The organism is Blastococcus saxobsidens (assembly GCF_010682065.1).
Lineage (GTDB): Bacteria > Actinomycetota > Actinomycetes > Mycobacteriales > Geodermatophilaceae > Blastococcus > Blastococcus saxobsidens_B.
Genome location: NZ_JAAGWG010000004.1, coordinates 1 through 16,357, shown reverse-complemented (window position 1 = coordinate 16,357; position 16,357 = coordinate 1). Strand labels below are relative to the sequence as shown.

Annotated in this window: 16 protein-coding genes; 9 read left to right on the top strand and 7 right to left on the bottom strand. The window is 74.3% G+C overall.

Translation table 11 applies throughout. The features are described from left to right. Positions 1-77 precede the first annotated feature (77 nt). Positions 78-491, bottom strand: a complete 414-nt coding sequence (locus GCU60_RS03210; protein WP_163202201.1) for a DUF4345 domain-containing protein — start codon at positions 489-491, stop codon at positions 78-80. 43 nt (positions 492-534) lie between these two features. Further along, a complete protein-coding gene (locus GCU60_RS03205) occupies positions 535-1,290 on the bottom strand; it encodes a DUF2470 domain-containing protein (RefSeq protein WP_163202200.1) in 756 nt (251 codons plus the stop codon). 63 nt (positions 1,291-1,353) lie between these two features. On the opposite strand from GCU60_RS03205, the gene rpsD reads away from it, so the two are divergent. After that, positions 1,354-1,956 carry a 30S ribosomal protein S4 gene (gene rpsD / locus GCU60_RS03200; RefSeq protein ID WP_163202199.1) on the top strand — a complete coding sequence of 201 codons (603 nt, stop codon included), beginning with the start codon at positions 1,354-1,356 and terminating at the stop codon, positions 1,954-1,956. Between the two features lie 81 nt (positions 1,957-2,037). Here the strand turns inward: rpsD and GCU60_RS03195 are convergent, their stop codons facing one another. Next, a complete protein-coding gene (locus GCU60_RS03195; RefSeq protein ID WP_345770362.1) occupies positions 2,038-2,607 on the bottom strand; it encodes a TetR/AcrR family transcriptional regulator in 570 nt (189 codons plus the stop codon). A 101-nt stretch (positions 2,608-2,708) separates the two neighbouring features. On the opposite strand from GCU60_RS03195, the gene GCU60_RS03190 reads away from it, so the two are divergent. The 3 genes from GCU60_RS03190 to GCU60_RS03180 all read left to right on the top strand — a co-directional run bounded on the left by GCU60_RS03190 (position 2,709) and on the right by GCU60_RS03180 (position 5,567). Next, complete coding sequence (locus GCU60_RS03190) at positions 2,709-3,131, top strand: Ohr family peroxiredoxin (protein WP_163202198.1); 423 nt, start codon at positions 2,709-2,711, stop codon at positions 3,129-3,131. Between the two features lie 191 nt (positions 3,132-3,322). Beyond that, complete coding sequence (locus GCU60_RS03185; protein ID WP_163202197.1) at positions 3,323-5,008, top strand: SpoIIE family protein phosphatase; 1,686 nt, start codon at positions 3,323-3,325, stop codon at positions 5,006-5,008. Positions 5,009-5,027: 19 nt separating this feature from the next. Further along, positions 5,028-5,567, top strand: a complete 540-nt coding sequence (locus GCU60_RS03180) for an RNA 2'-phosphotransferase (RefSeq protein WP_163202196.1) — start codon at positions 5,028-5,030, stop codon at positions 5,565-5,567. 1 nt (position 5,568) lies between these two features. Here the strand turns inward: GCU60_RS03180 and GCU60_RS03175 are convergent, their stop codons facing one another. Continuing rightward, the gene (locus GCU60_RS03175; RefSeq protein WP_345770361.1) at positions 5,569-6,657 is read right to left on the bottom strand and encodes a PP2C family protein-serine/threonine phosphatase; all 1,089 of its coding nucleotides are present in this window, start codon (positions 6,655-6,657) and stop codon (positions 5,569-5,571) included. A 100-nt stretch (positions 6,658-6,757) separates the two neighbouring features. Then, positions 6,758-7,969: a Cache 3/Cache 2 fusion domain-containing protein gene (locus tag GCU60_RS03170; protein WP_345770360.1), complete on the bottom strand. Its 1,212-nt coding sequence runs from the start codon at positions 7,967-7,969 to the stop codon at positions 6,758-6,760. Between the two features lie 372 nt (positions 7,970-8,341). Between GCU60_RS03170 and GCU60_RS03165 the strand changes: the two genes are divergently transcribed. Further along, the gene (locus tag GCU60_RS03165) at positions 8,342-8,752 is read left to right on the top strand and encodes a hypothetical protein (protein WP_163202195.1); all 411 of its coding nucleotides are present in this window, start codon (positions 8,342-8,344) and stop codon (positions 8,750-8,752) included. 64 nt (positions 8,753-8,816) lie between these two features. Next, positions 8,817-10,514, top strand: a complete 1,698-nt coding sequence (locus tag GCU60_RS03160) for a signal peptidase I (RefSeq protein ID WP_163202194.1) — start codon at positions 8,817-8,819, stop codon at positions 10,512-10,514. 6 nt (positions 10,515-10,520) lie between these two features. On the opposite strand, the gene GCU60_RS03155 is transcribed toward GCU60_RS03160, so the two are convergent. Beyond that, positions 10,521-11,054: a GNAT family N-acetyltransferase gene (locus GCU60_RS03155; protein WP_163202193.1), complete on the bottom strand. Its 534-nt coding sequence runs from the start codon at positions 11,052-11,054 to the stop codon at positions 10,521-10,523. 42 nt (positions 11,055-11,096) lie between these two features. Here GCU60_RS03155 and GCU60_RS03150 point away from each other — a divergent pair, with 42 nt between their 5' ends. Continuing rightward, entirely contained in the window at positions 11,097-12,272 is a 1,176-nt protein-coding gene (locus GCU60_RS03150) for a benzoate/H(+) symporter BenE family transporter (protein ID WP_163202192.1), read from the top strand. A 12-nt stretch (positions 12,273-12,284) separates the two neighbouring features. On the opposite strand, the gene GCU60_RS03145 is transcribed toward GCU60_RS03150, so the two are convergent. Then, positions 12,285-13,163: a PHP domain-containing protein gene (locus tag GCU60_RS03145; protein ID WP_345770359.1), complete on the bottom strand. Its 879-nt coding sequence runs from the start codon at positions 13,161-13,163 to the stop codon at positions 12,285-12,287. A 35-nt stretch (positions 13,164-13,198) separates the two neighbouring features. Here GCU60_RS03145 and GCU60_RS03140 point away from each other — a divergent pair, with 35 nt between their 5' ends. Then, positions 13,199-15,433, top strand: coding sequence for a RecQ family ATP-dependent DNA helicase (locus tag GCU60_RS03140; RefSeq protein ID WP_163202191.1), 2,235 nt, complete (start codon positions 13,199-13,201; stop codon positions 15,431-15,433). A 70-nt stretch (positions 15,434-15,503) separates the two neighbouring features. After that, positions 15,504-16,130, top strand: coding sequence for an alpha-ketoglutarate-dependent dioxygenase AlkB (locus GCU60_RS03135; protein ID WP_163202190.1), 627 nt, complete (start codon positions 15,504-15,506; stop codon positions 16,128-16,130). The last annotated feature ends 227 nt before the right edge of the window (positions 16,131-16,357 follow it).

Below are 16,357 nucleotides of genomic sequence, written 5' to 3'. Positions count from 1 at the left end.
TTCCTTCCCCGCTGGTGGACTCGTCAGGAGGAAGACGGGATCGGCGGGGAGAACTCATCGCTACTTCCGGGCGGGCGTCAGCGCCTGCGTGTCCGGGTGGCGACGCGGTGCTGCCAGGCGGCGAGCACCGGTGCGCCGAGCAGCTCCAGCGCCGCAGCCCCGACGAGCGCCGGCTGGGGCTTGCCGGCCTTCTGCCAGGCGAGCAGGCGGACCGCTCCGCCCAGGAAGAGCGCGCCGGAGATGCCGCGCAGCAGCGCGCCCTCCCGCTCCACCCGGGGGATCGTCGACCAGATCAGCGGGGCGGCCGCGGCGTACATGAGGTGCGTGTAGCGGTACTCGCTCTCCACGTCGGGCGCGAGCGGGCCCTCGGTGCCGGGCAGCGAGGCGGGGCCGAGCAGCGCGCCGGCGAGCCCGGAGGCCAGGGGGATGGCGGCGAACGCGCCGAGGGTGAGCTGCAGGGCGCGCCGGCCGCCGTCGGAGGAGGAGGTCATCGCAGGACCGTCGCACAGCCGGCTCGTCCCGACCAGCGGACGATCATGCAGGTCCGCAGGTCAGGAGCTCGTCGACGGCGTCGGCGAACCCGTCGGGGCCCGACAGCGGCGCCGCGAACGGCACCCGGAGGTCGTAGCAGCCCTGCCGGCCCTGCATGCGGAACCGCACCCCGAACCGGTCCAGCCCCAGGATCCGGACGTCGTCGTGCCGGCCGGCCCAGCGCTGCACCCGCGTCAGGAGCCGGCCCAGCGGTCCGCGCTGGGCGGCCAGCAGTTCGTCCTCGGCGCGGGTCACGACGTCGGGCCGCGCCTCGCGGAAGTCGTCGGGGTCGACGTAGGTCCGGGCGCCGGATTCCTCGAGCTCGACCTCGGCGAGGTCCAGGCGGACCAGGACGGCCGACCGCCCGACCTCGAACAGCGCGTCGGCCGGCGCGGCCTCCGCGAAGTCCAGCAGCAGCGCCGGGACGTCGGCGTCGGGCACCGGCACCAGCCAGCCGGTGAGGTGCACGAGCCCGCGAAGGGGGTGGCGGAGGGGAACGGGGGCGGGGTCGGTCACGGTCAGCAGGGCCGGGGCGTCGCCCAGCGAGGAGCCGCGCAGCGCCGCGACGACGCCTCCGGTGGCGGGGACGACGAGCAGCATGTCGCCGTCGGCCGTGGTCGTCGACGCCCACACCACGCAGGAGCCGATGCCTGCGACGTGCACGTCCGTGGCGGACCGCGTGGCCACGGTGCGGGCGCGCTCGGGCGCCGGGGGCTGCCGTTCGACGGCCGCGGGGGAGTGGGTCGGACCGGCCGTCATGGACCACCTCGGGATGCTCGGAGTCGAGTAGTAAGGTGAGCCTAACCAAACCCGGAGGTCCCCGTGAACACGCCCCGCCCCAAGGCCCGGCTCAGTCGAGCGCTGGGCATCCCGCTCACGCCGAAGTGCGTCCAGTACCTGGAGCGCCGGCCCTACCCGCCGGGCGAGCACGGCCGCAAGCGTCGCAAGGACAGCGACTACTCCACCCGGCTCAAGGAGAAGCAGCGGCTGCGCGCGCAGTACGACATCAGCGAGACGCAGCTGCGGGCCGCCTTCGACCGCGCGAAGCGCACCGGCGGCAAGACCGGCGAGGCGCTGATCCAGGACCTCGAGTCGCGGCTGGACGCCACCGTCCTGCGCGCCGGGTTCGCCCGCACCATCTACCAGGCCCGCCAGTTCGTCACCCACCAGCACGTGCTGGTCAACGGCAAGCGCGTCGACCGCCCCTCCTACCGGCTCCGGCCGGGCGACTTCATCCAGATCGCTGCGAAGTCGCGCGCCAAGGAGCCGTTCCAGGTCGCCGCCTCCGGCGCGCACGCCGAGCCGCCGAAGTACCTCGAGGTCCGGCTGGCCGACCTGGTCGCCCGCTACGAGCGGACGCCCACCCGCGAGGAGGTCCCGGTCGTCTGCGCGGAGCAGCTGGTCGTGGAGTACTACTCCCGCTGATCGCCGTCGAACCATGCGAACTCGTGGCCATCGCGCGCCGATCGCCACGACTTCGCATGGTTCGGCAGGGAAGGTTGCGGCTCAGGTCGCGGCGAGCAGGTCGTCGACGGCGGCGAGCAGCGTCGTCCGCGCCGTCCCCGGGTCGGCCAGGTAGCCGGCCACCATCGCGCCGTCGCGGAGCATGACGAAGCGGCGGGTCGCCTCGGCCGGGTCCGGGTGTCCGGCGGCGGCGAAGCCGTGCCGCACCACGTCCTCCAGCCAGCGGCGGTGTGCGAGGACCGCCCGGTGCACCGGGTGCGTCGCGTCCGGGAACTCGGCCGCGGCGTTGATGAACGGGCAGCCGCGGAACGCGCGGCGGCACAGCTCGTCACCGATCCCGCCGGCCAGTCCCCGCAGGAAGCCGGCGGCCGCGTTCGCCGTGGTGGGGGCCGCGCCCACCCGCTCGCGCACCCCGACGTCGACCGCCTCCAGGTAGGCGACCACCAGGTCGTCCTTGCCCGGGAAGTGCCGGTAGAAGGTCGCGCGCGTGACGCCGGCCTCCCCGATCACCCGGTCGACCCCCACGCCGCGGATGCCCTCGGCGTAGAAGGTCGCCGACGCAGCCCGCAGCAGGCGCTCCCGGGCGGCCGACGGGCGGACGGCGGTGGTCACGTCGGCCAGGCTAGCAAGAACGAACGTTCCGTCTTGCGCTTCCGGGCGGCCCGTGCTCGGCTGGAGCAGAACGGTCGTTCTGCCTACTTCTGGAGGCTCCCGTGCCCGCCGTCTACACCGCCACCGCCACTGCGACCGGGGAGGGCCGCGACGGCCACACCCGCTCCTCCGACGGCCTGATCGACCTCGACCTGGCCGTTCCGCGGGAGATGGGCGGCACGGGTGGTGCGACCAACCCGGAGCAGCTCTTCGCCGCCGGCTACGCGGCCTGCTTCCACTCCGCGCTGAAGATGGTCGCCCGCCGGCAGAAGGTCGCCCTCTCCGACTCCGCGGTCACCGCCGACGTGGGCATCGGCCCGAACGACGCCGGCGGCTTCGGCCTGGAAATCACCCTGTCGGTCGAGCTGGGCGGCATCGAGCAGTCCGCCGCCGAACAGCTGGTCGAGGCGGCGCACCAGGTGTGCCCCTACTCCAACGCCACCCGCGGCAACGTCCCGGTCACGCTGGAGACCACCGTCGCCTGAGGGCGGCCCGGGTGCGTGCCGGTTGTGTCCAATGCACCTGCCGCACCGCGGGATGGGAGGATGCCGCTGAGCACGAGGTGACATTCCGCCGTCACGGTGGCGCCGGGGCGTGCCGGGCCGTGGGGGGATCAGCGCTGAACAGTCATCTGGCGGAGCTGATCCCCGGTGGGCCGCGGACGGAACTCCAGCGGATGCTCCTCGAGCACGACTGGGCGACGACGCCCCTCGGCCCGCAGGCGGACTGGTCGCCGACGCTGCGGACGGCGATCAGCACCGCCGTGAACAGCCGGTTCCCGTTCCTGCTGATGTGGGGCCCGGAGCTCGTCATGGTCTACAACGACGCCTACGCACCCATGCTCGGCGCCCGGCACCCCGCGGCGCTGGGCCGGCCGGCGACCGAGGTCTGGTCCGACATCTGGCCCGCGCTGGCGCCCATGGTCGACGAGGTGATGGCCGGGCGGGCCACGTACTCCGAGGACCTGCCGCTGGTCATGTACCGCCACGGCTACGAGGAGGAGACCTACTTCTCCTTCTCCTTCAGCCCGGTCGTCGAGCCCGGTGGCGCGGTGGTGGGCCTGCTGGACACCGTCGTCGAGACGACCCACCGCGTGCTCGCCGCCCGCCGGCTCGGCGTGCTGCAGCGGCTGGGCAGCCTGCCGCGCGCCTCCCACGGGGACACCGCCGAGGCGGTCGCCACGGCGCTCGGGGTGCTCGCCGACGCCCGCTCCGACTGCCCCCTGGGACTGGTGTACCTGGTGGACGGGGACGGCGGACCCCCGCAGCTGGTCGCCGCGCAGGGTGTCGCCCTGCAGGACGAGCTGGCCACCAGTGTCATCTCCGAGCGGGTGCGATGGGCGACGGCCACCGGTGAGACCCAGACGGTCACCGGCCTGGCCACCCTCCTGCCCGGGTTGTCCACCGTCGGCGCGAGCGCGGTCGCACAGGCCGACGTCGACACCGCGGTGGTCCTCCCGCTCACCGCCGCCGGCGCCGAGCAGCCGGTCGGCGCGCTGGTGCTGGGCGCCAGCCCGCACCTCCCGCTCGACGAGGACTACCGCATCTTCATGACGCTGGCCGCCGGTCAGGTGGCCGCCGCGGTCGCCGACGCCCAGGCCGTGGCGGCCGAACGGCGCCGCGCGGAGGAGCGGGCCCGCTCGGACCAGGCGCGGGCGCAGTTCTTCACCGACGTCGCCGTCACGCTCCAGCGCGCGGTGCTCGGCCCCACCGCCCTGCCGGCCGGCTTCGCCGTCCACTACGAGCCCGCGACCGGGACGCTGGAGGTGGGCGGGGACTGGTACGACGTCGTCGAGCTCTCCGACGGGGCCTACGGCGTGGTGGTGGGGGACGTGGTGGGCCGCGGACTGCCCGCGGCGGCGGTGATGGGCCAGCTGCGCAGCGCCGGCCGGGCGCTGCTGCTGGAGAGCGGGTCACCGGGTCACGTCCTGTCCGCCCTCGACGGTTTCGCGGCGTTGATCCCCGGCGCGGCCGTGAGCACCGTCTTCTGCGCAATCATCGATCCCTTCACCGGCCGGATCCGCTACAGCAGCGCCGGGCACCCCCCGGCCGTCCTCGTGGACCACGGCGGCACCGTCCGGCTGCTGGAGGAGGGCAGCTCGCTGCCGCTCGCCGTCACCGACCGGCGCGAGCGGCCGGAGGCGGAGCTGACCCTGTCGCCCGGGTCGACCCTCCTGCTCTACACCGACGGCCTGGTCGAGCGACGGGACGAGGCCCTGGACGAGGGCATCGGCCGCGCCGCCGACGCGCTCGTCGAGGGGCGGCACCTCGCGCCGGCGGAGCTGAGCGCCCTGCTCACCGAGCGGCTGCTCGGCGACGCCCCGGACGACGACGTCGCCTTCGTCCTCTACCGCTGCGGCTGACCCCGACGGGCAGCGGCACGTGGACGTCGTCCGGACCAGCAAGCGGCTCTCCTACGTGCTCCGGCACCGACCGGATTCCGTGGGCCTCGAGCTGGACGGGGCCGGCTGGGTCGCCGTCGAACAGCTGCTGGCCGCGCTGCGGCTGACCCGCGCCCAGCTCGACCGCGTGGTCGCCGCCGATGACAAGCAGCGCTACGCCTTCGACGAGAGCGGTACCCGCATCCGGGCCAGCCAGGGGCACAGCGTCGTCGTCGACCTCGGCCACGTCGCGCGGCGTCCGCCCGACGTGCTGTTCCACGGCGCCGTCGGCCGGTTCCTGCCCGCGATCCTGGCGGAGGGGCTGCGGCCGGGCCGGCGGCACGCGGTCCACCTGAGCCCCGACGTGCCCACCGCGCGCGCCGTCGGCGCCCGGCGCGGCCGCCCGGTCGTCCTGCGGGTGGACGCCGGCGGGATGGCCGACGACGGCGCGCGGTTCACCCTGTCGCCGAACGGGGTCTGGCTCGTCGACTCCGTGCCGCCGGCGTTCCTCGCCGTGGTCGAGGGCGGCGCCGGCCGCTGAGTCAGCGGGGCAGCCGCACCGCCAGCAGGGCGATGTCGTCGTCGCCGCGGGAGCCCAGCGCACCCAGCAGGCCGTCGCAGACCCGGTCGACCTGCTCGCCGCCGATGCGCGAGAGGGCCCGCAGCAGCCACGCGCTGCCGTCGTCGAGAGTCATCCCGCGCCGCTCGACGAGACCATCGGTGTAGAGCATCAGCAGGTCGCCACGGCCCATGGCCACCTCGTGCTCGGTCCGCGGGCTGCCCGCCGAGGAGGCGCCCAGCAGCCGGTCGGGCGTCCGCTCCAGCAGCACGGCCTCCCCGCCGGCGCGCACGAGGATCGGTGGCGGGTGGCCGGCGTTGGACCAGCGCAGCGGCACGGTCGCGCCGCCGCCGTGCACGTCGACGGTGACGACGGTGACCGTCACCAGCGTGTCGAGGCTCAGCCCGGCGAGGACGGAGTCCAGGGCGGTGAGCAGTTCGGCGGGGCTGGTGTGACCGGAACGTGCCAGGGCCCGCAGCATGCCGCGGGTCTGCGCCATGGTCGCCGCGGCCGGGGCGTCGTGACCGGCGACGTCGCCGATGACGAGCATGGTGCAGCCGTCGGTCAGCGGGAAGGCGTCGTACCAGTCGCCGCCCACCTGGGCGCCCTGATCACCGGGGAGGTACCGGGCCGTGATCTCCAGGCCCGGCACCTGCGGCGAGTTCCCGAGCAGCGCCCGCTGCAGGGTGTCGCTCGTGCGCACGGCGGCCCGGGTGGCCGCCGCCTCGGCGCTCAGCCGGGCGATGTGCTGCTCGCGCCGCAGCCGCAGTTCGCAGGTGGCCACCGCGAGCGCGCCGGCGAGGACGACGGCGAGCAGCCGGATCGTCTGCGCCACCGCCGTCTCGGCCGTGTACTGCTGTTCGTAGAGCCCGAGCAGGGTGGCGACGATGAAGGCGGTGGCGCTGTAGGCGACCGTCGCCCGGCGGCCCAGCCAGGTGGCGGCCACCAGCGGGGCGATGGCGGCGAGCCCGAGCACCACCTGACCGCGGCCGCTCACCACCTCGGCCAGCACGACCAGGACCAGGACGACGGCGGGCAGCGCCTCGTTCACGCGCCCCCATCGGTTCACCACGTCCCCCTCGTACGGCTCCCGGCTGCGGCTCCGTGCCGAACCGCGACCAACCTAGAGCACGGGGCCGACCGTTCCCGGAGGTCAGGACCGGTCGGCGTGCTCAGCTCCCCGCGCCGGGCATCGCGTCCAGCGGGAGGCCGACGTACAGCACCCCGATCAGCGTGCCCGTGGCGTCGTGCAGCCCCGCGTACGCGGTGAAGAACTGCCGTCCGGCCACGGTCGCGGCGCCGGTGTAGACCTGCCCGGCCAGCACCGCGGCCAGCACCGGGTTCGGTCTGCCGTCGGCATCGGTGCGGGCGATGTAGGTGCCGACGTTGCGGCGGCCGGCGGGGTTGAGCACCGTGGTGGCTGCCCGCACCATGCTGCCCCGGTCGTCGAGCTGCTGGAACAGCGTGCAGCTGCCCCCGACCTGGCGGACCACCTCGTCCACCAGCGGAGCCGGCCGGCCGGGGTCGTCGCTGCGGTCGAGGACCACGTCGCCGACGAGGACGTCGCGCAGCTCGGCGGTGTGCGCGGCGCCGGTGGCCTGGTCGCGCACGGTCACCGTCGACCGTCCTTCGCCGAGGTGGACGCCGCCGAGCTCGGCCAGGTGCTGCTCGGCGACCGAGAGGGCCCGCCGGACGTAGACCACCCGCTGGCTGTCGGCGAGCTGGGCGACGGCGTCGGTGATCCGCGCGGAGCCGGTGGCCGCCCGGTCGACGTTGTCCACGACCCGCTCGGTCGCGGCCCGCTGCTGCTCGACGGCCGCGGCGATGGCGTCCTGCGCCTCGGCGATGGAGCCCAGGGTCCCGGTGATGCGCTGGATGACCTCGATCGCCTGCGCGGTCTCCTTCTGCACCGCCTTGATCTGGGCGTCGATGTCCTGGGCGGCCTGGGCCGTGCGCCCGGCCAGCTCCTTGACCTCGTCGGCGACGACGGCGAAGCCGCGGCCCAGCTCGCCGGCGCGCGTGGCCTCGACGGAGGCGTTCAGCGCCAGGAACCGGCTCTGCTGGCTGATCGCGGTGATCATGCGGACGAACTGGGTGATCGACTCGCTGGCCGTCTGCAGCGCCGCGATCCGCTCGTCGACCGCCTGCGCGTCCCGTACCGCGACCTCGGTGACGGCGGAGGCGCGGCTGGTGGTGGCGGAGATGTCGCTGATCGCCGAGCGCAGCTCCGAGAGCGACTCCGCGGCGTCCCGGGAGGTGTCGGAGACCTCGCGCGAGGCCTGCGCGAGCACGCCGGCCTGCTGTGCGGCGGCCTCCATGCTGGTGTCCCGCTCGACGCTCCGGCGGGGCGCGACGACCCGGGGCGCCGCGACCCGGGGCGCCACGGGCTCCGCGGACGCGACCGATCCCTGTGACCTCGACGAGCGCACGACGCGATTCCTCCTACGGACACCTCGGGACACGCACCTCGGTGGTCCGCGGGGCGATGGGTTCCGGAACAACCTAGGCCGCTGGTCCGGCGATCCCGGAAGGCACGCCGCACACCGCCCCGACTGTCCCTGCACGCATTAGCAGAATGGTTATCGGTCACCTTCTTTCAATTGTCGACTCGGAGACTCCAGTTTCTTTTGGGACAAGAGTTAAGAATGTGCCGGGCGTTGCCGAAGACCTGGTTGTCGAACGACAGGCCCAGTGCCGATGACCCGGGTGAACCGCATCCGGGCGGACTGGACCGCTGAGAGAACAGGACCCAGGCAATGCGCAAGTCGCGCGTTCTGCTCGCCGGAGTCGCGGTTGCCGCTGCCGGCCTCACGACCTCCGCCTTCACCGCCAGCAACAACTTCGCCACCGTCGACAACAACGTCGCCGGCTACGGGGAGATGACGGCGACGGGTGTCTCGGTCAGCAACATCGCCTACACCCCGAGCGCCACTGACAGCGGCCGCCTGCAGACCGTGGCCTTCACCGTCGGCCAGGCCGTCCCGTCGCCTGCGATGTCCGCGCGGATGACCCTCTACACCGGCACGACTCCCATCACCGACGGCGCCAACACCTGCACCTACGCGCCGGACGGCGCCGCGCACATCGTCACGTGCACCATGACGGCCGCGCAGCTGCCGCTCATCTCCCTGATCGACAAGACCTCCCTGACGGTCACCTCGAACTAAGCAGTTCCGTCCTGGGCGAGGCGGCCCCCCTGGCCGCCTCGCCCGAACCCCGATCGGTGCCTCCATGACTGCCGCATCACGAGTCGCGAGCACCAGCGCCGTCGCCGCGCTGGTGCTCGCGACCGTGTGGTTGTTCTGGCCCCTGTCGCTGGGAGGCGGCACCACGTACGTCACCACGTACGGCACCAGCATGGAGCCGGACTTCCACGCCGGGGACATCGCCGTCCTGAGCGAAGCGGCCACGTACTCGGTGGGCGACGTCGTCGCCTACCGGAGCGAGTCCCTGGACACCGTCGTGATGCACCGCATCGTCTCGGCGGACGTCGGCGGCTTCGTCACGCAGGGCGACAACAACGACTTCCTGGACCAGGACCGGCCGACCAGTGACGAGATCCTGGGCCGGCTCTTCTTCCGGATCCCCAACGGCGGCCACGTGCTCGCCACGCTCACCTCGCCGTGGACCCTGGCGGTCGTCGGCCTCTCCACGGCCCTGGTGGTGGGCGCGGCCAAGTCGGGCAGGCAGCGCACGCGGCGTTCCCGTCGGCGCCGGGTGCCGTCCTTCTCGATGCCCTCGCTCTCCCTCCCCTCCTTTCCCGCGCCGACGCTCTCCGTCCCGCGCCTGAGCGCCGGCGACGTGCCGGTGCTCGTCCGGGCGCGCGCCCGCCAGGTGGCGATGGCCTCGGCGTCCGTGGCGCTGGTCGCCGTCGTCGGTGCAGGGGTGCTGTTCCTGCTGCCCTCCACGGAGGAGGGCAGCGAGACCGTCGCGGTCACCGAGGAGGGGCAGTTCTCCTACGGGGGCACCGCCGCGCGCGGCACCACCTACCCGGGCGGCGTCATCGAGACCGGTGACACCGTCTGGACCAAGCTCGCCACCGGTCTGACCGTCTCCTACGCGAGCACCGTCACCGGGCCGGACCTCGCCGCCGTGCAGGGCGTGGTGCGCCTGGACGTCTCGGTCGAGGCGCCGGACGGCTGGGCCACCTACCTGAACAGCGGTCCGGTCGTCGCGCTGCAGAACGGCACCGCGACGGCGACCGTGGCCGTCGACACCGCCCGCGCATCCGCGGTGCTGGAGGACCACTACGCGGAGGTCGGCAGCGCCGCTGGCGGCGCGGTCCTGCGGATCACGCCCACGACGGCGACCTCGGGAACCGTACGGGGGATCCCGTTCCAGGCCACGGGACCCGCGAGCCTGGCCTTCGCGCTCGACCCGACGGCCCTGCGCCTGGCCGGCGAGCTCGACGTGCTGAGCACCCGCACCGAGACCGAGGTGACGACCGACGAGGTCGTCCCACGGGCCTTCCCGGTCCTCGGCATCTCCGTCCCGATCGGCGTGGCCCGCGGCCTCGCCGTCGCCGTCCTGGCCCTCGCGCTGCTCACCGCCGGCGCCGCTGCATGGCTGAGCCGGGTCGGCGGCCGCGACGCCGCCGACGACTTCGTGCTCAAGCACGCCGACCGCATCGTGCCGGTCGCCGCCTTCGCGGCCGGTGGCACCGTCATCGACGTCTCCGACGCCGAGTCCCTGCACCGGGTCGCGGAGCGGTTCGACACGGTGGTCCTGCACCACGTCGGCGAGGACGAGGACACCTTCGCCGTCAGGGACGTGGACGCGACCTACCGGTTCGTCGTCCCGGGCGGGGCCGATCGCCGGCCCGGGAAGCCCCCGGTGCCCGCTCCGCGCGCAACGGCTGCCCATGCCTACGAGCCGGACCTCACCTCGCCGCTGCCGCGAGCGGGGAGCTTCCGCCGCCGCGTGGCCTGATCCGCGTCAGGCCGGCGGCGTCGGGTCGTCGTCGTAGGGGCCGAGCGCCCGCTGCGCCCACAGCACGTCGCGCCACTGCCCGTGCTTGAAGCCGATCCGCCGGTAGGTGCCGATCGGCTCGAACCCCAGCGCGGTGTGCAGCCCGGTGCTCGGCCCGTTCGGCAACGTCATGCCGGCGACCGCCGTGCGGTAGCCGCGGTCGGCCAGCGTGGCGAACAGCGCCTCGTACAGCGCCCGTCCACCGCCCCGTCGTCGTCGTCCGCCGTCGAGGTAGACGCTCACCTCGCACGACCAGCGGTAGGCGGCGCGCTCCTTGTAGGGACCGGCGTAGGCGTAACCGACGACCACACCGTCGTCCTCGAGCACCAGCCACGCGTGCGCCCGCTGGGCGGCGGCGATCCGCTCGGCCATCTGCTCCTCGGAGGGCGGCTCGAGCTCGAAGGTGATCGCCGTGCCGGTGACGTACGGCGCGTAGATCGCCGCGCAGGCCGCGGCGTCGTCGGTCGTGGCGTCGCGCACGACCGGATCGGGGGCACCCATGATCACGAACGGTAGAGGGAGGCTCCGCTAGCGTCGCGCGGCGTGCCCGCAGCCCCGTCGTCGACGACCGTCGCGGGGCTGGTGACCGCACTCGTCGGGTTCCTCAGCTCCTTCGCCGTCGTCATCACCGGGCGCCGGGCCGTCGGGGCGACGCCGGGTCAGGCCGCCTCGGGCCTGCTCGTCCTGTCCCTGACCATGGGCGTGGCCACCGTGCTGCTGGCCCAGCGGACCCGGATGCCGATCACCGTGGCCTGGTCGACGCCGGGTGCGGCCCTCCTGGCGACGGCGTTCGCGCCGTCCTGGCCGGTCGCCGTCGCCGCCTTCCTGGTCGTCGGCGGCCTGATCCTGCTCACCGCGGCCTGGCCCGGACTCGGGCGGGCGATCGGCGCCATCCCGCCGGTGCTGGCCCAGGCCATGCTGGCCGGCGTCCTCGTGCCGCTGTGCCTGCAGCCGGTCCGGTCGGCGCTCGAGATGCCCTGGCTCGTGGTCCCGGTGGTCCTCGTCTGGGCCGCGCTGCTGCGGTACTCGCCGCGCTGGGCCGTGCCGGCGGCCTTCGCGGTCACCCTCGCCATCATCGGCTGGCTGGCCCACCGCGAGGGCGGGGTGGCCGCGTCCGCCCTGGTCCCCCGCCTGGACTGGACGACGCCGGACTTCACCTCCCCCGCCGTGCTCGGGCTGGCGCTGCCACTGTTCCTGGTCACGATGGCCTCGCAGAACGTCCCGGGCATGGCGGTGCTGGCGTCCTTCGGCTACCGGGCGCCGTGGCGGCCGGCCATGGCGGTGACCGGCGCCGGCACCGTGCTCGGCGCCCCGTTCGGCGGGCACGCGATCAACCTGGCCGCCATCAGCGCCGCGCTCGCGGCCGGTCCCGAGGCCGACGCCGACCCGGGGCGCCGGTACCTGGCAGCCCGCACGGCGGGGATCGCCTACGTCGGGTTCGCGCTCGTCTCGGTCGCCGTCGCCGCCCTCGTCGCCACCGCGCCGGCCGGCTTCGTCGCCGCCGCGGCCGGACTGGCCCTGTGGCCGGTGCTGGCGTCGTCCCTGAGCGGCGCGCTCGCCCGCCCCGAGGACCGGATCCCCGTCGTCGCCACCCTGCTGGTCGCGATCAGCGGCATCACCGTGGGCGGAATCGGGTCGGCGTTCTGGTCGCTGGCCGTGGGCCTGGCCTTCTGGGCCTGGTACCGGCCCCGGCCGGTCGAGGCGTCCGGGCCGGTGTGACGGGACGGTCCGTCAGCGACGCCAGAAGTCGAAGCGGTCCCGGCCGGGGCGGAACCCCGCGGCCTCGGCGACGGCGACGGCGAGCTCGAACTTCTGCCCGACCGCCGTGGGCGCGTGCGCGTCGCTGCCGAAGCTCACCGCCTCGCCGCCCGCCTCGTGGAACCAGCGCACCTGGTCGGCCGACGCCAGCGGGCTGCTGGTGTTGATCTCCAGCGCCCGGCCGCTGCCGGCCAGGGCGCGGAACACCGCCCGGTACTCCTCCTCGTAGTCCTTCTCCACGTACCGCGAGCTGCCGCCGGGCCAGTACCGCCGGGGGAAGTCCACGTGCGCCAGGACCTGGAAGACGTCGCTGCTCTCGATCATCCCGACCATCTCGCCGAGGTAGCGGCGCATGGTGGCGTCGGCGTCCACGTGCAGCAGCCGCCCCACCCCGATCAGCCGGCCCTCGTCCGACAGCGAGTGCAGCGAGCCGAGCACGCGGTCGACCGGGGAGTCCTCGAGGTGGCGGGCGATGCTCGCGGCGAACAGGTGCGGCTCGCCGGTCTCGATGCCCGACCAGATGCGCAGCTCCGGGAACCGGTCGCGCACCTCCGCGAGCTCGGCGAAGTACCCCTCGACGTCGATCGGCAGCTGGTGGGCCGGGTGGCGGTCGACCAGCCCCTCCTCGGTCGCCCGGTCCTCGTCGTGCCACACCGTGAAGTCCAGGTGCTCGGTGAAGGCGATCGCCGGCAGGCCCTGGGCGATCGCGCGTTCGCAGGCCCGGCGCATCGTCGAGGAGTCGGGGGTGTCCCACGACCAGTGGGTGTGCACGTGGTTGTCGGCCGGAAGCTGCCCCTGGTGGTCCATCGCCTGTGGATTCTCCACCGTCGTCCCCGGGTCGCGCTCGGCCACCCGTCCTGTCGCCGGGCGCACCTAGTGTCGTCGGCATGAGCACCGCTGCACCGACGTCCTCGATCGCCGGCTCGGTCCACGAGGAAGCCCTTGCGATCCTGCGCGAGCTCACCGGCCGTCCCGACGCCGTCTTCCGCGAAGGGCAGGACGCCGCCGTCGCCGCGCTGGTCGAGCGTTCCGCCCGCGCGCTGGTCGTGCAGCGCACCGGCTGGGGCAAGTCGGCCGTGTACTTCGTCTCCACGGCGCTGCTGCGCCGCCGCGGCAAGGGCCCGACCCTGCTGGTGAGCCCGCTGCTCGCGCTGATGCGCGACCAGGTGGCCGCCGCCGCCCGCGCCGGCATTCGCGCGGTGGAGATCTCCAGCGCCAACATGACCGAGTGGGACGACATCGCCGCCCGCCTGGCTGGTGACGACGTCGACGTCCTGCTCGTCTCGCCCGAGCGGCTGACCAACCCGCGGTTCCGCGAGGAGCAGCTGCCCGGCCTGGTCGCCCGGTGCGGGCTGGTCGTGGTCGACGAGGCGCACTGCGTCTCCGACTGGGGTCACGACTTCCGCCCCGACTACCGCCGGATCCGGGACCTGCTGGGCACGCTGCCGGCCGGGACACCCGTCCTGGCCACCACGGCGACGGCGAACGAGCGCGTGGTCGACGACGTCGCCGAGCAGCTCGGCGCCGGCGGCGTCGAGGTGACGACGGTGCGCGGCCCGCTGTCCCGCGACTCGCTGCGCCTGGGCGTGCTCCGGCTGCCCTCGGACCGCGCGCGGCTGGCCTGGCTCAGCACGCACATCGGCGACCTGCCGGGCAGCGGCATCGTCTACACGCTCACCGTCGCCGCTGCGGAGGAGACGGCCAACCTGCTGCGCGACGCCGGCCACGAGGTCCGCTCCTACACCGGCCGGCTCGACGACGCCGACCGCAAGGCCGCCGAGGAGGCGCTGCGGAACAACGAGGTGAAGGCACTGGTCGCCACGTCCGCGCTCGGCATGGGCTTCGACAAGCCCGACCTCGGCTTCGTCGTCCACCTGGGCGCCCCGTCCTCGCCGGTCAGCTACTACCAGCAGGTGGGCCGTGCCGGCCGCGCCGTCGAGCACGCCGACGTCCTGCTGCTCCCCGGCCCCGAGGACATCGCGATCTGGCAGTGGTTCGCCACCTCCTCCATGCCGCGGGAGGACCACGCGTCCGCCGTGCTGACGGCGATGGCCGACGGCAAGGCGTGGTCGGTCGCCCGGCTGGAGACGGTCGCCGACGTGCGCCGCTCCCGGCTGGAGCTGCTGCTCAAGGTGCTCGCCGTCGACGGAGCGGTCGAGCGGGTGCAGGGCGGGTGGCGCTCCACCGGCCGGCCCTGGGTCTACGACGCCGACCGCTACGCCCGGGTCACCCGCACCCGGGAGGCCGAGCAGCGGTCGATGCTCACCTACGCGAAGCCGGTGGACGAGGCCGAGTGCCGGATGGCGTTCCTCCAGTCCGCCCTCGACGACCCGACCGCCGCCCCCTGCGGCCGCTGCGACGTGTGCGCCGGCCCCTGGTACGCCACCGACGTCCCCGAGGCCGCGGCCGAGAAGGCGTCGGCCGCGCTCGACCGGCCCGGCGTGGAGCTCGCCCCCCGGGCTATGTGGCCCACGGGCGCCGACCGGCTCGGCGTGGACGTCAAGGGCAAGATCGCGCCGTCGGAGCAGCTGGAGACCGGCCGGGCGGTGGCCCGGCTGACCGACCTCGGCTGGGGTCAGCGGCTGCGCACCCTCCTGGGTGACGACGGCGTCGGCGGTGTCGTGGAGCTCGACCTGGAGGCGCCGGGCATCGAGGAGGACCCGGACGCCGCCTTCGAGGTCCCGGTGCGGCGCTCGGTCTCCGACGTGCCCCCCGACGAGGAACTGCTGCGGGCCTGCGGCCGGGTGCTCGGCGCCTGGGACTGGAAGGAGCGCCCCGCGGCCGTCGTGGCGATCCCCTCGCGTCGGCGTCCGAACCTGGTGACCGGCGTGGCCCAGGGGCTGGCGCGGATGGGCCGGCTGCCCTACCTGGGGGAGCTCTCCCTCGCCCACGGCGGCCCGACCGGGCAGCCGGGCGGCAACAGCGCCTTCCGCCTGGCGGCGGTGTGGGACCGGATCGTCGTGGGGCCGGAGCTCCGCGAGCGGCTGGCCGGCCTGACCGGGCCGGTCCTGCTCGTCGACGACCTGGCCGACTCCCGCTGGACGATGACGGTCGCCGGCCGGGAGCTGCGTCGCGCGGGCGCCCCGGCGGTCCTGCCGTTCGCGCTCGCGCTCACTGCCTGATCCCGGGCCCGGTGGGCTTCGTCCACAGCTTTTCGCACACATGTGCGAAAAGTGGGGGTAGCGTGCCGGCATGACGCTGGCGCACCAGCCTTCGATGTGGGATCTCGCCGACGAGGCCACGCTCGGCCCCCTCGCCGGCCTCGTCCGGCACGACCTCGGCCGCGGCGCCTGGGTGGACCATCTGCCTGGCTGGGTGTCGGGGTCGGACGAGGTGCTCGAGGTGCTGCTCGGGGACATCGGCTGGCGGGAGGACCGCCGCCAGATGTACGAGCGCGAGGTGGCCGTCCCGCGGCTGCTCCGCTGGTACGGAGGGGCCGAGCGCCTCCCGCACCAGCTCCTGACCGACGCCCGCGAGGCGCTGAACCGGCACTACGCGCCTGAGCTCGGTGAACCGTTCGTCTCCGCCGGCATGTGCCTGTACCGGGACGGGCGCGACAGTGTGGCCTGGCACGGCGATCGGATCGGCCGCGGTCGCTCCACCGACACGATGGTCGCCATCGCCTCTTTCGGCTCGCCGCGTCCGCTGCTGCTGCGCCCGGTGGGTGGAGGCGAGTCCCTCCGCTTCCCGCTCGGTCACGGGGACCTCGTCGTGATGGGTGGCTCCTGCCAGCGGACGTGGGAGCACTGCATCCCCAAGACGACGAAGCCCGTGGGCCCCCGGGTGAGCGTCCAGTTCCGGCCCCGAGGCGTCGCCTGACCTGCGCATTCGTGCACCCGGGGGTGGCTTCCGGGGGGTCGGGGGGGCCCCCCTGCAGGACCCCCAAAACGTCGTGTAATGTTCTCTCTGCGCCCCACGGAAGCCCGCAAGGGCCACCGAGGAGCCCCTCCACGGAGGAAGCTCTGGAAGCGGCGTAGAGTTGGACATCCAGCCAGGGACGAAGCCCGGAAGGGTCGAGTTTCTGCGCGTCCGCTCCTTGAGAACTC

Excerpts from the sequence above, each read along its gene's own strand:
- GCU60_RS03210 (WP_163202201.1), bottom strand. The coding sequence starts at position 491 with ATGACCTCCTCCTCCGACGGCGGCCGGCGCGCCCTGCAGCTCACCCTC.
- GCU60_RS03205 (WP_163202200.1), bottom strand. The coding sequence starts at position 1,290 with ATGACGGCCGGTCCGACCCACTCCCCCGCGGCCGTCGAACGGCAGCCC.
- GCU60_RS03185 (WP_163202197.1), top strand. The coding sequence starts at position 3,323 with ATGCTCCTCGAGCACGACTGGGCGACGACGCCCCTCGGCCCGCAGGCG.
- GCU60_RS03165 (WP_163202195.1), top strand. The coding sequence starts at position 8,342 with ATGCGCAAGTCGCGCGTTCTGCTCGCCGGAGTCGCGGTTGCCGCTGCC.
- GCU60_RS03160 (WP_163202194.1), top strand. The coding sequence starts at position 8,817 with ATGACTGCCGCATCACGAGTCGCGAGCACCAGCGCCGTCGCCGCGCTG.
- GCU60_RS03155 (WP_163202193.1), bottom strand. The coding sequence starts at position 11,054 with ATGGGTGCCCCCGATCCGGTCGTGCGCGACGCCACGACCGACGACGCC.
- GCU60_RS03140 (WP_163202191.1), top strand. The coding sequence starts at position 13,199 with ATGAGCACCGCTGCACCGACGTCCTCGATCGCCGGCTCGGTCCACGAG.
- GCU60_RS03135 (WP_163202190.1), top strand. The coding sequence starts at position 15,504 with ATGACGCTGGCGCACCAGCCTTCGATGTGGGATCTCGCCGACGAGGCC.